The organism is Geodermatophilus sp. SYSU D00766 (assembly GCF_054049915.1).
In genome coordinates this window covers 1-14,250 of sequence record NZ_JBJGYI010000062.1, presented here as the reverse complement: position 1 = coordinate 14,250, position 14,250 = coordinate 1, and the positions used below count along the sequence as shown (strand labels likewise).

Here is a 14,250-nt window from a genome sequence, read left to right as displayed (position 1 = left end):
GGACCACCGCGCCGTGGCCATGCGCACCGACAAACGCGGCTACGTCTTCGCCGGCACCGTCACCGTCGCGGCCATCCGCATCTGGCTGTGTGACCTCACCCGCCGAGATCGCTCAGACAGGCCCTAGCCGTCAGCCCTCAGCGAGGGCTCCGGTGAGACGCCCGAGTGGGCTGCAGTCCCGTGGACGGGGCCTGTTGGGACATCGCGTTCAGCATGTGTGAGCTGTCGAAGGTGAAGCTCTCGCTCCTGATCAAGCTGTGCCGGCTGCTCGACGGGTGCGAGGAGCTGCGGCAGGCGATCGCCCGTGACGGCACGACGGTCACCCCCTCGGCCGGTCAGACGCGGGTGCACTCGGCGCGCGAACCGCCCGAGGAACTGTTGCGTATCGCCTGGCGCCACGCCGATGACCCGCGTGGCTTTGTCACCGTCGTCGAGGTTGAGGCCTTCCTACGGGCGCGGCAACGGTGGCGCGAGGAGCGACCGTCGATCCCGCTACCGCCCCTCGATGCGACGACCCGTGCCCGCGTCGCGCAGCGGGACGTCGACCCGACCCCCATTGCAGCAGAGGAGGCGGCTCCTCGAGGTTCCCAGGTGCCGCACCGACGTCCCGGTCCGGTCGTCGACCCGGGTCGGGTTCCCTACGTGGGGGGCGACTGACGCCGGGACTGCGCAAAGGTCGCGGTGGTAGTACCGGCCCACATACAGGCGATGCCCAGCAGCTTGACCGTCCACCAGACGAGCAGGACCGAGAACTTGACCATCCAGATCATCATCGCGATCGACAAGCTGATCCAGGCGCTGACTCCGCGGCTTGCGGCGCGGCCGAGGCCGAGCTTCGGCAGTCCAGCGGATGCGTAGAAGGGCCCGATGCCCACACCGAAACGCAGTCCCATGATGTGCCCCCGTTCGTGAGGGCCGCAGTTTCACCCGCGCTGGACTTAGTTGACCAGAGGTTCCGGAACGGGACGGGGCCGAGTCTCGAGCGCCTGAGCTCTCGATCACTCGACGCCATGCCGACCGATCGTCTCCATCGTCCCGTCGAGCGTCAGCGTCACCCACTCGGGCGTGACGCGTCCGCGGTGGCCGTAAGCCGCCACCGCCGCCGCAGTCTCGGCCATCTCTGACCGGGCCAGCCAGGACGTCTCCAGGGCAGTGGCGGCTCGACTAGGCGAAGTCGCCGTGAACGGACGCCCGCCTGCAGTGGTGCCAGCGGTTCGGCTGGCCGGGCGGCCTGGACTGAGTGCAGTTGAGGCGGCAGATGGTCGCCGAGGGCGACGGGCGGCTCGGGCCCCTGCACGGGAGTGATCCCGCCCGTCATGAGCCGTTGAGGAGCGCGTCTACCGGCTGTTCACCCGAGCAGCGCCTGCCAGGACAGGCCAGGCAACTCGTAAGCCCGATCCATCGCCGTCCTCCATGCGTCGCCGGCGGCACTCACGGACCGGAAGCACGGGCCGCCCGGACCCGGGCTCTCGTCGCACGTGTCCTCGGCCTCCTCGCGGGCGTCAACATAGGCGTCGAACGCCGACACCATCTGACGGTGCGCCGTCTCCTCGCCCTCTGGCGGCTGCAGATCACGGATGGTGTCGACGAACGCGGCCCAGTCCGACGGCGGGGCTTCGGTGTCCGTGCCCTCCGTTGGGTAGGTGGCATCGAAAGCGTCAATGACCTGATCGGAGTACTGATCCGTGTCGACGGTCGTGCTGGCTGCCGTCGTCTCCGCCGCGTCAGCGGTTGTCTCGCTGCTGCTGGAGCAGGCGGCCAAGACCAGACTGGCGGCAGCGGCCAGGACGGCGACGGTGCGGCGCATGTGCTCCCCGTAAGCGCATCGAGTCAGTTGCCTGAGGAAGGTCGTCCGAGTTCCATATCGGCTGCTGGTGCTCGGACTTGCCTCGAGTCGCCCAGGAGGGGCTAGCTCCTCTGCTGTGCCGTCGCCGTGGCGGTCCATTCGAACCACACGATGCCGTGCTGGCCAACCGTCTCCGCGGGTCCGTCAACCCGCAGCGTCGACTAAGTCGAGCACGGCGTCGTCCGCGATGGCCATGAGCCGCAACTACCCGCGCAAGCCGGCGATGGCTCGCTCGCGGTCGTCGTACGGCAGTGCCATCGTCGCCCGGCAGGTCACCGTGGAAGCGTCGCGTAGCGCACCGACTGCCAGTGGCTACATCGAACGTGTGTTCCAACGGCCGCGCCTCATCCACCGCAGCTGTTCGCCCCGCCTCGCGACGTCCTCGTCTTCAACGATGGACAGTGGTGGCCCGGCGAGCAGACCGCGTGGCGGCCGTGCGACGACGGGTTCGGTTGGCGGGCCGCGGTCACTTGGCGGCAACTGCGTGAGTACGGCTGGAGCCGGCACCTGACGTCGGTGCGGCCGGATCAGATGCGGCTGCCCGAGTGGTAGGGGTCAGGGGGATGGTGGGGCCTCGACGCATGGGTACTCGCGGACCTCGATGCACCGGCCGTCCTGCAGGCGGTACAACGTCACCATGTGCACTCGGAGCTGGCGGTCGCCCTCCCGGTAGGTAGCTTCCCACAGGTACTCAGCAGCGACGCGGTCGTCCACCGCGAAGGCATCGACAAGGGTGTAGCGCCGTTCGCTCAACAGCGCCGAGACGCTTCTCACCGCGGCTTCGACCTCGGCACGACCACCGCTTCGACCATGGGGGAAGAAGGGTAAGGGAGCTTCCACCCACCGCACGTCCGGCGCGTAATACTGGTCGAACACCTGCCACGTCCGGTTCGCGGCTTCCTCGGCGCTCGAGCCGGCTGCAGCCGCTGCGTTGTAGGCCGCGATCATCCGCTTGATGGTTTCAAGGTTCGACCGGGACTCTGTCATGGCCTGGGTTTACCTCGGTCATCACCCTGGGGTCAGCACTCGACGCCGGTACGGCCGGAGCACGTGCGCCTGCCCTGACTAATCGGAGGCGGCAACTGACAGCCCGAAGGGGTGACGGGTCTAGCTGGGGACTGCGCCGCAACGACACTTGCCATCAGCCTTGCTCCGTGGAGTACACAGCGGCAGCCGCACTGCCGTATGACAACCCCGACCGAGCTGCTGCCGGCCTACGCGGACAGCTCCTTCTGATGACTGTCTCGGCCGACGCGACACCGGACTGGTCAACCTTCACGGTGACCGGCCCGGTGACACATCCCGGGCGCCACCGTGGGCAGGCTGGTTCGAGTACGCGACCACTGTCGTGGTGACCAGCGGCCCCGACCTCACCGATTCGGTGGTTGACGGATTCGTGACGCGACCGCGTCCCCAGCCGCCGATGCGCCCCTTGACGAGACGGCACCGCACGCCATTCGGAGGTGAGTCGACCGATGGCGAATAAATGGTGGGCTCTTCAGGACCCAGGCGACCCAGGTCCGTACGCGGTGATCGCAGTGATTGAGGGGGATGGTTTCCCGCGTCGGTTCGTGCCCGGTGAGGGCCTGGTCGACTGGCCCGCCGTCATCATGTGGACCCACAACGGTGAGCCGGGCGCGGACCGGATCACCGAGGAGGAAGCGGTGCGCCTATTGCGCGCGGGCGTCGGTGGTCCGGTCGACTGGGGCATCGTGGCTCGCGCTCGAGGTGACGCACCCACTATCCAGCCGCCCATGTAGCCCAGCGGCTGAGGACAATCGCTCACTGCGTCCCTCCATGGCGCAGACCGGCTGACCGGCACCGCGGTCCGCACCGACGGACCGCACAGCGCCGTCGGTGTCCGCAGCCCGCGCGGCGCGTACCTCGAGCAGTACCGCCGTCGCGACGGCAGCCGTGTCGGGGGCCGGATGCCCGCCGAGTTGGTCAACGCCGACGTACACCACTGGGTCGAGGAGGCTCGACAGTCCACCGGGCACATCGACTCGCTGTTCCGCGACTGGACACGTCATCGCGGCGACGTCGACCGACTGCGGGCGCTGCACGAGGCGATTGCCGAGTGCCTTGAGAGCTCGACCGAGACGGCGTCGCGGTCATGGCGCCCGCGAACCTGCCCCGCCGTGGTGAGAGAACCCCGGGGCGGTGCCTTGACTGAATAACACGGGCCCCGCCGTCACGCAGAAAGCGGGGCCCGCTGTGACCTGCCGATCAAGCCCACCTGTAGCCGCGCATGTGCTCACCTCCCCGCTCGCTGGTTGTTCCGTCACCGGTGGGTCCGGCTGACCGTGAGGCTGTCGACGGTACGGCGGTCGCCCCAGGGCCCTGGGCCCCTTGCGTGCGTGTCTCCAGCGGCGTGTTGCACGATCCCGCGGGGGTGGACCCGTCTACAGCGACCGAGGAACGTAGGTCCTCGTGCTCCTGATCAGGGTGGGGATCAAGGCCCCGGACGGTGTTCCAGCACCGGACCGGGGCCGCTCTGCATTCAGGGTGTCTGTTGGCACACCGGAGGCACAAGACGTCGAAAGCCACCGGAACGCGATGGGAACTGACCGAGGGTAAGTCCGCAGGTCAGGCCGGAAAGTGTGGATGAAGCCGCAAGTCAGATGACCGGGGGTCCTAGTTCCGCCTCAACGTGTAGGACGGCCCGCCCGTGCACCTCGCGGGGGAGCCCGCGCGGAGGCGTCAGTACCAGCCGCCGGGGGGCAGCTGCTCCCCGGCGGCGACCACGGCGTCGAGCCGGTTCCCCTCCTGGGGGAGCGGGCACGACCAGCGGGGGTCGTAGGTGCACGACGGGTGGTAGGCGAAGTTCAGGTCGACCACCAGGGAGCCGGCGTCCCCGCCCAGGTCGGCGCCCTTGATGGTGTCCAGCAGGTAGCGGCCGCCACCGTAGGTCGTCGTCCCGGCGCTGGCGTCGCGCACCGGCAGGAAGAGCCCACCGGCGTACCCGCCGAGCCACCAGACGTCGAGCCGACCGAGGTCGCCCAGGGTGACCCGCCCGATCCGGGTCATCGCCACGACCCCGTCGTCCGCGGTGGGCAGCTGGAGGAGGACCGGCTCGACGTCGGTGTCCAGCCGCGGGCGGAAGCGCAGCGCGGGGTCGTAGGGCGCCAGCGGGAGGCCGCCGCGGGCGCGGCCGGCCTCGTCCAGCGGCGAGTCGGGGTGGCCGACGAAGAGCGCGTCGCGGCCGGCGCCCCACGCCCGCCAGCCCTCCTCGGGGTCGTCGGCCGCCCGCACGCGGGCGTAGAGCTCGGCGACCTGGCGCCGCCAGTCGAGCAGGGTCAGGCTCACGCGGCGACCCTGCCACGGGACGGAGGGCGGCCGCGCCGGCTGTCCGGCCGACCACCTGCTCCGCGTCATGCGATCGGCACCACCGCGTCGTCATCGGTGCACGGGGACCGGCAGGGATGTGGGGCACAGGATGACCAGGGGTCACCAGGACGGGGTCACGCCCGTCGACGGCGGGCACCGACCGTCGAACCGGCACGAGCAGCTCCGGCGGCTGCTGCGGATGCAGCGTGCGGCCGACGAGCTGGCGACCGCGCAGCTCCTCGAGCGCCGCGCCGACTCCGTCAGCAGCCCGGCACTGGCCTCCCTGCTGCGCGAGCGCGCCGGTGAGCGACGGGACCGCGGGGAGCGGCTCCTGGACGTCCCGCCGGACACCGGTCCCGCGACCGGAGACGGAACCGGTGGTGACACCGCAACCACGGAACGGCATCGCCCGTTAGGGTGACGCGGCTCACATCCGCTGCCGGCACCGTCGCCGGCGACGATGACAGGGAGTCCCATGGTGATCACCCGGCTGCGCGGGGCGGTTGTCCTCCTCGCCACCACCCTCCTCACGATCGGCTTCGTCGCGCCGACCGCCTCGGCCGCACCGCCGACCCGGTCCGACGTCGAGTCGCCCGCCCGCCGGCTCGTCGAGCAGGCGATAGACCCGGGCGACTACGTCTGCGGACCCACCTCGCTCGACGCCTACTTCGAGGAGCTGCTGGGCGAGCTCACCGAGTCGGAGCTCGAGTTCCTGGTCACCACAGAGGCCCTGGACATCCCGACGTACGACGCCCTCCTCTTCGGGACCGCGTCCGACCCCGAGTACGCCCTCGAGGGCCAGGCCCGGCAGCTGCAGAACACCTTCCGCGACCTGCGGCGGTTCTGGGACATCGACTCCTCCGACATCCAGCTGCTCGCCATGCACGGTGACGTCCTCCTCGACGTCGACCGGGTCGCGCGGGTGCTCGTGGTGGTCTTCGGCTACACCGAGGCCGCCGCCGCCGAGCGGGCCCAGTACATCGCCGACACGGTGGCCTCGGTCCCGGCGTTCCAGGGTGGCGACAACCCGATCTTCACCCTCAACGCCTTCGCCTTCAGCGGCGAGGGGGAGTCCGACCCCCTGTTCGCCTCCATCCCCGACAAGATCATCATGGGTGACGGCGTCATCGACTTCCTCGAGGCCATCGGCATCGGCGACGTCGGCCCCCGCCTCGTGCTGGCGCACGAGTTCGGCCACCACATCCAGTTCGAGCTGGGCCTGTTCGACTCCCCGCTGACCGGAGCCGAGGCGACCCGGCGCACCGAGCTGATGGCCGACGCCTACGCCACCTACTACGCCGTCCACGCCCGCGGTCTGGCCCTGAACACCCGGCGGGTGCTGCAGGCCGAGCAGACCTTCTACGAGGTGGGCGACTGCTTCTTCGACGACCCGGGCCACCACGGCACCCCGCAGCAGCGGATGCGCGCCTCCGCCTGGGCGGCCGCGCTCGCCAACGACGCGCGACCGCAGGGGGCGATCCTGTCCGCCGAGGCCTTCGCGGCCCTCTTCGACGCCGAGCTGCCCGAGCTCGTGGCGCCCGACGCGTAGACCGCGGACCGACGGCCGGCGGACCTGCCGGGGTGCGGGCGCACCCGGGCAGGTCCGCCGGCCGGCTCAGTGCTCCGCGGGCCGGCCGGCTCCGGGCGGCGGTGGGCGGAAGGCCGCGATCCCCTCGCGCCAGGCGTCCTCGGTCACGCCGTCGTCGGGCAGGCGGCCGTCGAGCTCGAGCACGGTCATCCCGTGGACGAACGCCCACGCCGCCCGCGCCCGCCGGGGGCTGCCCACCGCCCGGAGGAGGGGAGCCGCGGTCCGCGCCTCCAGGCCGGGGGGCATGTCGTCGCGGGGGAGCGGGCGCTGGGTCATCAGCCGGTACACGTGCGGATGGGCCGCGGCGAACGCGCGGTAGGCGTCGACGAAGGCGCCGAGCGGATCGGCGGCGCCGTCGACGGCGGACTCGAACCGCAGCGCTGCCTCCCGGAAGCCGTCGACGACGATCGCGGTCTCCAGCGCCGTCTTGTGCGGCACGTGCTTGTAGAGCGACGGCGCCCGGATGCCCAGGTCGTCGGCGATGCGACGCATCGTCAGCGCCTGCGGGCCCTCGCTCTCCAGGACCTCCCGAGCGGTGGCCACGATCTCCCGGGCGCGCGGGCTGAGCTCACGCACCCGGCGTGGTCAGCGAGCCCTCGGCCCGCTCCTTGAGCGCCCGGTCCATGAGCCCGAACGCCGGCCGGGTGCCGCGGTCGAGCGAACGGCCCACCAGCGGCAGCAGCACACCGCGGAAGACCTCGTCCTGCACGAGGTGGGTGCCGCCGCCGGGGCGGGGCTCGAGGCGGAAGGTGTGCTCGGCGTCGAGGAGGCCGGGCACCCCCAGCCGACCCAGCCACCGCAGCCGCTGCCCGGCGACCGCCTCCAGCACCGTGGGCCGCAGGGTCATCGCCCGCCCCCCGACCGGTTGCATGCGCAGGGTCAGTCGCGCCCCGGTCCGGGCCTCGCCCTCGGCGCGGACGATGAAGGGGTTCCAGTCGGCGTAGGACGAGAACGCGGTCAGGACCTGCCACACCCGCTCGGGCGGGGCGCCGACGTCGATCTCGCTGGTCAGTCGCCTGCTCATGTCGACCTCACTTCAGCTAACGGTGTTAGCCGATGGTCGCGCCGACCCGGCGGCCGCGTCAAGGGGGCGGGGTACCAGAACGGGGAGATCGGCGTCCGACGCGTCCGGGCCTGCTCCGCCCGGCGGCCGCGGGCGGGGATGGGTCACCGGCGCAGGTCGGCGACCTCGTCGAGGCGGCCGAGCTTGTGCGGGTTGCGCATCGCGTACACGTGGGTGATCAGGCCGTCCTCGACGACGAAGGTCACCGCTGTGTCGTTCTCGCCGCCGGGGTCGATGCGGGCGGCGACCGCGCCGTTGACCAGCGGCGTGGTGATCTCGACACCGGGTGCGAGGTCGGCGAAGCGGGACAGGGCCCGGGCCACTCGCAGCCGCCCCGCCACGGGGCGCCGGGCGGCGGGCGCGAGCCCCCCGCTGTCGGCGACCACCACGACGTCGGGCGCGAGGACGTCCAGGAGTCCCTGCAGGTCACCGGCGGTCAGCGCGGCGAGGAACCGGTCGACGACCCGCTGCTGCTCGGCGCGGCTCACCGTCGCTCGCGGGCGGCGCGCGGCCACGTGCCGCCGGGCCCGGTGCGCGATCTGCCGCACCGCGGCGGCCGATCTGCCCACCGCCACGGCGATCTCGTCGTAGGGCACGTCGAACACCTCGTGCAGCACGAGGACCGCCCGCTCGGTGGGGGAGAGGGTCTCCAGCACGGTGAGCATCGCGATGGAGACGCTCTCCGCCAGCTCGACGTCCTCGGCCACGTCGGGGCCGGTCAGCAGCGGCTCTGGCAGCCACTCGCCGACGTAGTCCTCGCGGCGCCGGGCCAGGGCGCGCAACCGGTTGAGCGCCTGGCGGGTGACGATCCGCACCAGGTAGGCCCGTGGGTCGCGCACCGCCGCCCGGTCGGCCTCGGCCCACCGCAGCCACGTCTCCTGCACGACGTCGTCGGCGTCGGCGGCCGACCCGAGCATCTCGTAGGCGACGGTGAACAGCAGGCCGCGGTGGGCGACGAACGGGTCCTGGATCATGCCGAGGGAGCCAGGGGCGGCAGACCGCAGGACGCCGAGAACTCCTGGGACCGGATGCCGAGTGCCACGTTCCCGCGCGCGCTGGAGTTCGTGAAGCCGACCCTGGCGGTCAGCTCCACCAGCGCGGCCGGCCCCAGCTCGTCGAGCAGGGCGGCCGACATCTCGTCGGTCACGGCCGGCGGGGTCTGGCTCATCGCCTCGGCGTACTCCATGACACGCCGCTCCACGGGCGTGAAGACGGCGGACCGCCGCCAGCGCGGCACCTCCCGCACCTTGGCCTCGTCGAGTCCGCGGTCGTGGCTCAGGAAGTGGTGCAGGTCCAGGCAGAAGCCGCAGCCGATGACCCCGGCCGCGGCCATCGCCGCGAAGGTCGCCAGGTGGGGGTCCAGCCGGTTCCACGCGTCGACCTTGCGGCCGAACGCCATCGAGTCCCTGAGCACGGCCGGGTGGTGCCACATCACCCCGGCGCCCTCCGGGACCTGACCGAACACCCTACGGCTGATGATCTTCAGCAGGCTCCCGTAGACGCTGGTGATCTCCGTCGGGGGAACCCGGGTGGTGCTCGTCATGTCTCCTCCAGGTGTCGATGTCCTCGACATGGAGACACCGACCGCGCTCCCCGTGTGACAGCCGGGTTGCGCGACGCTCCACGCGGATTGCAGCGGGCCTGCAACGGTCCGGTCGCACGGTCGTCGCATGACGTGGACAGCAACACGACGCGGACCGGGCCGATGACCGGCACCGTGGCACCGATCGACGCCGAGCGCGGACGGGGCGCCCACCCGACCGCGGGGCCGGACGAGCGCTCCCTCGGGGCCGGCGCGCGACGCCTGCTCACCGCCTTCGCCCTGCTCACCGCCCTGGCCACCCACCAGCTGCTGGTCCAGGGCGGGCACACCGACCGGCAGTGGGCGTGGACCATCCAGGCCCGGCCGACCGCTGCCTTCCTGGGAGCCGCGTACGCCGCCGGCCTCGTCCTGTCGATGCTGTCCCTGCGGCAGCGCTCGTGGGAGCGGGTCCGCGTCGCGGTGGGAACGGTCACCGCGTTCACGGTCCTCACCCTGGCCGCGACGTACTGGCACGCGCACCGGCTGCACCTCACCGCGGCGGATCCCGGAGCGAGGGCGGCGGCCTGGGTGTGGGTGGCGGTGTACCTGACGGTGCCGGTGTGCGGCGTCGTGGTCCTCGTCCGGCAGCGGGGGAGCCGAGGACCGGGAGCCGTCCGCAGCGCCATGCCGGTCTGGCTGCGGTGGGTGCTCGCCGCGCAGGGCGTGGCGCTCGGCTCCGTCGGCGCCGTCCTGTTCGCCCTGGGCCTGACCCTCCACCACGGCACCCACCCGATGGCGGGGTTCTGGCCCTGGCCCCTGACCCCGCTCAGCGCCCAGGTGGTCGGTGCCTGGCTCATCGCGCTGGCCGTGGGCGCCGGACTGGTGATCCGGGAGCGGGACCTCGGCCGCCTGCGCGTCCCGGCCATCGCCTACGCGGCCTTCGGCGCCTTCCAGTGGGCGGTCCTGCTCCGGTACCAGGACGAGATGCGGGGCGGCCCCTCCCTCTGGGTCTACGGGGCCCTGCTCACCGTGGTCGTCGCCACGGGGGCCTACGGCTGGTGGGCCGTCGGGCGCCGCCCGGCGTGACCGGCCGCCGGTGCAGGTGGGCGCCGCCCACCTGCACCGGCGTCAGTGCGGGACGCTCAGGGGCGACCGGTCGAGGGGCCGTCCGACTTCGCGGGCGGCACGAGCGGGTCGGGCACGCCGGCACCGGTCAGCCCGGGGTCACCCGCGCCGCCCACCGGCGGCGGCGGGGTCGCGGCGAGACCGACGTCCCCGGGGAGGGCGGGGTCGACGTCGACCGTCCCGGTGGACACCGTCGGCGTCGCGATCCCCCCGGAGCCGCCCGAGCCGGACGAGCCGCCCGAGCCGGGCGAGCCGCCGGAGCCGGACGAGCCACCCGAGCCGGCCTGCGTCAGCTTGTCGATGCTGCTCTGCAGCGGCGCCGGTGCGGCGTCCCGGGCCTTCTCCAGGGTCTGCTGGACCTCCGGTCGCCCGAGGAGGCCCTGCGTGGCCTGCACGATCTGCCGGTAGCGCTCCTTGCCGGCGCGCGCACCGAGCACGTACCCGACGCCCAAGCCGAGCCCCAACGTCACCTTGCCCATGTCTCCTCCAGCCCTCGCAGCCTGGTCGTGACGGTCCCTGCAGGGATATCGCGCGGGGCCGGTCCGCAAACCGGCTGCGGCTCGTGACCGGGCGGTCAGTAGGCGTCGCCGGTCCGCCAGGCCATCTCCTGCAGGGTCAGGGTGTTGCCGTCGGGGTCGGTGATCCCGGCGTACCGGACGCCGCCGCCGACGTCCACGACCTCGCCGACCTCGGCGCCGCGGGCCACGAGGTCGGCGCGGGCCCGTTCGATGTCGGGGACCACCAGGTGCAGGCCGCGGATCGAGCCCGGCGCGGCGTCGTCGTAGACCGGCAGCCCGGTGCCCAGGCCGATCGAGCACGCCGACCCCGGCGGGGTCAGCTGCACCACCCGCACGCCGTCGGCGGGGGAGACGTCGACGTCCTCGACGAAGCCGAGCCGCTCCACGTAGAAGGCCTTGGCCCGGTCGACGTCGGCGACCGGGACGGGCACCAGCTCCAGCTTCATGTCCACGACAGCTCCCTCTCACCGGCAGCGCCGTGCCGCCTGCAGGGGAGACGGTGCCGGACGGCCGGGCTCATCGCTCAGCGGCGGTGGGCGTCGACCACCGTCCGCACCAGGGAGTCGCCGAGGTCCTCGGGATCGCCCTCGAGCAGTCCGGCGTGCCGCAGCGCGGCGACGCCGTGGGTGGCCGTCCAGCACGCCTGCGCCAGGGTGACCGCGTCGGGTGCGTGCAGGGTCCCGGCGTCGAGGCACTCCTGCGCCGCGGCGACCACCAGGCCGAAGGACCGCTCGCGGCTCTGCTCACGGGTCGCCCGGCCGGGGACGAACCCGGGGATCGCCGGGCCGAACATGACCGAGAAGAACGCCGGCTCGGCGACGGCGAAGCGGCGGTAGGCACGCGCGAGCACGACCAGCCGCTCCGGGGCGCCCGCCGGTGAGGGGTCGGCCGCCGAGGCCGCGCGGACGGCGTCGCCGAGCCGGCGGAAGCCCTCCGCGTAGAGCGCGTCGGCGAGACCCGGCTTGCCGCCGAAGAGCGTGTACACCAGCTGCGTCGAGCCGCCGGCCGCAGCGGCCAGCCGCCGCAGCGACAGCCCGTGCGGACCCTCCTCGGCCAGCACCCGCGCGGCGATCTCGACCACCCGGGTGCGGCGGTCGTCGTCGGTCGGCGGCTCCGGCCACGAGCCGGATGACACTGTCATGACACTGTTATACCCTCGCCGTCATGCCCTCCGTCATCGACACCGACTACCTCGTCGTCGGCAGCGGCGCCACAGGGCTGGCGTTCGCCGACACGCTGCTCGACGAGACCGACGCACACATCACGATCGTCGACCGGCACGGCAAGCCCGGCGGCCACTGGAACGACGCCTACCCCTTCGTCACGCTGCACCAGCCCTCGGCCTTCTACGGCGTCAACTCCACCGAGCTGGGCACCGGCCGCAAGGACACCACCGGCCTCAACCGCGGCCTGTACGAGCTCGCCTCGGGCCCGGAGATCAGCGGCTACTACGACCGGCTCGTGAGCAGCCGCCTCGTCCCGAGCGGGCGGGTCTCCTACCACCCGATGTGCGAGTACGAGGGGGAGGGCCGCTTCCGCTCGCTGCTGTCCGGCGCCGTCACGCAGGTGCAGGTGCGCGACAAGGTCGTCGACGCCACCTACAACAGCCCGTCGGTGCCCTCGACCTCCACGCCGTCGTTCGCCGTCGCGCCCGGGGTGCAGCTGGTGCCGCCGAACGCGCTGCCGGGCCTGTGGAGCCGGCAGCAGTCGCCGCCGAGCCGCTTCACCGTGCTGGGCGCCGGCAAGACCGCCATGGACACCTGCGTCTGGCTGGTCCAGGCCGGGGCCGACCCGGACGCGATCACCTGGGTCGTCCCGCGCGACTCGTGGCTGATCAACCGGGTGACCACCCAACCCGCGCCGGAGTTCTTCGACGAGGTGATCGGCGGGCAGGCCGACCAGATGGCCGCCTTCGCCGAGGCCACCTCCACCGAGGACCTGTTCCTGCGGCTGGAGGCCTGCGGTGCGCTGACCCGCGTCGACCGCGAGCGCACCCCGGGGATGTTCCACCTGGCCACGGTGGCCCCCGGCGAGGTGGAGGTGCTGCGCCGCATCCGCGACGTCGTCCGGCTCGGGCGGGTCCGCGCGCTGGAGACCGGCCGGATGGTCCTCGACGACGGCGAGGTCGCCGTGCCGCCGGACACCCTGTTCGTTGACTGCACCGCCTCGGCCGTCCGGCGCCGCCCGGTCCAGCCGGTGTTCCAGGGCGACCGCATCGTGCTGCAGATGGTGCGGCTGCCCCAGCCGGCCTTCAGCGCGGCGCTGATCGCCTGGGTGGAGGCGCACCGCGACGACGAGGAGGAGAAGAACCGGCTCTGCGGGCCGGTGGCGTTCCCGCACACCCTCGACGACTACGCCGGCGCGACGATGACCACGATGTGGAACCAGTTCCACTGGTCGCAGGACCGCGAGCTGCGCCGCTGGATCCGCGGCAGCCGCCTGGACGGCTTCAGCAAGCTTGTCACCGCCGTCGACCGGGACGACGAGCACCGGCAGGCGGTGCTCGCCCGGTTCCGTGAGCAGGCGGTGGCCGCCATGGGGAACCTGCCCCGGCTGGCCGGCGCGACGGCGGGCTGACCAGGGCGGTAGGTCGTCACCCCGCCGTGACGGACCGGTCCGCGCTGCGGAGCGACCCGCCGCCCTCGGCGAGCCCGGTGCCGGAGCACCCCTCCTCGTGGCGCCCGCCGCGGCGTACGGTCCCCCGCCCCGGGGTCCGACGTCGTGGAGGACGGCCGGTCGGGCGGTCGTCCCGTCGGCCCCGCACGGGGACACGGGGGTCGTCATGCGCCTGCTCCGTCGCTCTGCCCTGCTCACCGCCGCGGTGCTCGTCGCCGTCGGCACCGCCGGCCCGGCCGCGGCCGCCCCGCCGCGGCCGGGGGAGTGTCCGGTGCCCTACACCGCGGCCGACCAGTCGCAACTGGCGCAGGCCCTGGCCGACGCCACGCCCGAGGACGACGTCGCGGAGGACCACCAGGCGACCGCCGCGGGTGCCTTCGCGCGGTACGACCGCAACGCCGACGGCCTGCTCTGCTACATCCCGATCGGCAAGGTGGGCTACGTCAACGTCATCGACGACGTCGTCCGCGGCCGCGCCTGAGTCCGGTCCCGGGGCCGGGGGGGGGGGGGCGGGGGGGGGGGGGGGGGGGGGGGGGGGGGCGGGGCGGGCGGGGGGGGGGGGGGGGGGGGGGGGGGGGGGGGGGGGGGGGGGGGGGGGGGGGGGGGGCGGGGGGGCGCGGGGGGTGGTCGCAGGGGGTGGGCGGG

At 73.0% G+C, this 14,250-nt stretch carries 17 protein-coding genes; 6 read left to right on the top strand and 11 right to left on the bottom strand.

Annotated features, from left to right (window positions below):
- The first annotated feature begins 213 nt into the window (after window positions 1-213).
- Complete coding sequence (locus tag ACI8AD_RS23980; protein ID WP_456873040.1) at window positions 214-657, top strand: hypothetical protein; 444 nt, start codon at window positions 214-216, stop codon at window positions 655-657.
- Here ACI8AD_RS23980 and ACI8AD_RS23975 read toward each other — a convergent pair.
- The 3 genes from ACI8AD_RS23975 to ACI8AD_RS23965 all read right to left on the bottom strand — a co-directional run bounded on the left by ACI8AD_RS23975 (window position 639) and on the right by ACI8AD_RS23965 (window position 2,833).
- Window positions 639-893 carry a hypothetical protein gene (locus ACI8AD_RS23975; protein WP_456873039.1) on the bottom strand — a complete coding sequence of 85 codons (255 nt, stop codon included), beginning with the start codon at window positions 891-893 and terminating at the stop codon, window positions 639-641. The genes ACI8AD_RS23980 and ACI8AD_RS23975 overlap by 19 nt on opposite strands.
- Window positions 894-1,348: 455 nt before the next feature.
- On the bottom strand, window positions 1,349-1,807 hold the full coding sequence (locus ACI8AD_RS23970; RefSeq protein ID WP_456873038.1) for a hypothetical protein: 459 nt from the start codon (window positions 1,805-1,807) through the stop codon (window positions 1,349-1,351).
- A gap of 594 nt (window positions 1,808-2,401) precedes the next feature.
- Window positions 2,402-2,833, bottom strand: coding sequence for a nuclear transport factor 2 family protein (locus ACI8AD_RS23965; RefSeq protein ID WP_456873037.1), 432 nt, complete (start codon window positions 2,831-2,833; stop codon window positions 2,402-2,404).
- 542 nt (window positions 2,834-3,375) lie between these two features.
- Between ACI8AD_RS23965 and ACI8AD_RS23960 the strand changes: the two genes are divergently transcribed.
- Complete coding sequence (locus ACI8AD_RS23960) at window positions 3,376-3,606, top strand: hypothetical protein (protein ID WP_456873036.1); 231 nt, start codon at window positions 3,376-3,378, stop codon at window positions 3,604-3,606.
- A 940-nt stretch (window positions 3,607-4,546) separates the two neighbouring features.
- Here the strand turns inward: ACI8AD_RS23960 and ACI8AD_RS23955 are convergent.
- A complete protein-coding gene (locus ACI8AD_RS23955) occupies window positions 4,547-5,152 on the bottom strand; it encodes a DUF1684 domain-containing protein (RefSeq protein WP_456873035.1) in 606 nt (201 codons plus the stop codon).
- 481 nt (window positions 5,153-5,633) lie between these two features.
- On the opposite strand from ACI8AD_RS23955, the gene ACI8AD_RS23950 reads away from it, so the two are divergent.
- Window positions 5,634-6,722 (top strand): hypothetical protein, encoded by a 1,089-nt coding sequence (locus tag ACI8AD_RS23950; RefSeq protein WP_456873034.1) that lies wholly within the window; start codon window positions 5,634-5,636, stop codon window positions 6,720-6,722.
- 66 nt (window positions 6,723-6,788) lie between these two features.
- Here ACI8AD_RS23950 and ACI8AD_RS23945 read toward each other — a convergent pair whose 3' ends face one another.
- From ACI8AD_RS23945 to ACI8AD_RS23930, 4 genes are all read right to left on the bottom strand, one after another.
- The gene (locus tag ACI8AD_RS23945; RefSeq protein WP_456873033.1) at window positions 6,789-7,337 is read right to left on the bottom strand and encodes a TetR/AcrR family transcriptional regulator; all 549 of its coding nucleotides are present in this window, start codon (window positions 7,335-7,337) and stop codon (window positions 6,789-6,791) included.
- A complete protein-coding gene (locus ACI8AD_RS23940; protein WP_456873032.1) occupies window positions 7,330-7,785 on the bottom strand; it encodes an SRPBCC family protein in 456 nt (151 codons plus the stop codon). The genes ACI8AD_RS23945 and ACI8AD_RS23940 overlap by 8 nt, the downstream gene beginning before the upstream one ends.
- Window positions 7,786-7,928: 143 nt before the next feature.
- Complete coding sequence (locus ACI8AD_RS23935; protein WP_456873031.1) at window positions 7,929-8,798, bottom strand: RNA polymerase sigma-70 factor; 870 nt, start codon at window positions 8,796-8,798, stop codon at window positions 7,929-7,931.
- A complete protein-coding gene (locus ACI8AD_RS23930; RefSeq protein ID WP_456873030.1) occupies window positions 8,795-9,367 on the bottom strand; it encodes a carboxymuconolactone decarboxylase family protein in 573 nt (190 codons plus the stop codon). Before ACI8AD_RS23930 ends, ACI8AD_RS23935 begins: the two co-directional genes overlap by 4 nt.
- Window positions 9,368-9,529: 162 nt before the next feature.
- On the opposite strand from ACI8AD_RS23930, the gene ACI8AD_RS23925 reads away from it, so the two are divergent.
- On the top strand, window positions 9,530-10,432 hold the full coding sequence (locus tag ACI8AD_RS23925; RefSeq protein ID WP_456873029.1) for a hypothetical protein: 903 nt from the start codon (window positions 9,530-9,532) through the stop codon (window positions 10,430-10,432).
- A gap of 56 nt (window positions 10,433-10,488) precedes the next feature.
- Here ACI8AD_RS23925 and ACI8AD_RS23920 read toward each other — a convergent pair whose 3' ends face one another.
- From ACI8AD_RS23920 to ACI8AD_RS23910, 3 genes are all read right to left on the bottom strand, one after another.
- On the bottom strand, window positions 10,489-10,950 hold the full coding sequence (locus ACI8AD_RS23920; RefSeq protein WP_456873028.1) for a hypothetical protein: 462 nt from the start codon (window positions 10,948-10,950) through the stop codon (window positions 10,489-10,491).
- A gap of 95 nt (window positions 10,951-11,045) precedes the next feature.
- A complete protein-coding gene (locus ACI8AD_RS23915) occupies window positions 11,046-11,435 on the bottom strand; it encodes a VOC family protein (RefSeq protein WP_456873041.1) in 390 nt (129 codons plus the stop codon).
- A 77-nt stretch (window positions 11,436-11,512) separates the two neighbouring features.
- A complete protein-coding gene (locus tag ACI8AD_RS23910) occupies window positions 11,513-12,130 on the bottom strand; it encodes a TetR/AcrR family transcriptional regulator (protein WP_456873027.1) in 618 nt (205 codons plus the stop codon).
- A 23-nt stretch (window positions 12,131-12,153) separates the two neighbouring features.
- On the opposite strand from ACI8AD_RS23910, the gene ACI8AD_RS23905 reads away from it, so the two are divergent.
- Both ACI8AD_RS23905 and ACI8AD_RS23900 read left to right on the top strand, forming a co-directional pair.
- Window positions 12,154-13,566, top strand: a complete 1,413-nt coding sequence (locus tag ACI8AD_RS23905; RefSeq protein ID WP_456873026.1) for an NAD(P)-binding protein — start codon at window positions 12,154-12,156, stop codon at window positions 13,564-13,566.
- Window positions 13,567-13,771: 205 nt separating this feature from the next.
- Window positions 13,772-14,086 carry a hypothetical protein gene (locus ACI8AD_RS23900; protein ID WP_456873025.1) on the top strand — a complete coding sequence of 105 codons (315 nt, stop codon included), beginning with the start codon at window positions 13,772-13,774 and terminating at the stop codon, window positions 14,084-14,086.
- The last annotated feature ends 164 nt before the right edge of the window (window positions 14,087-14,250 follow it).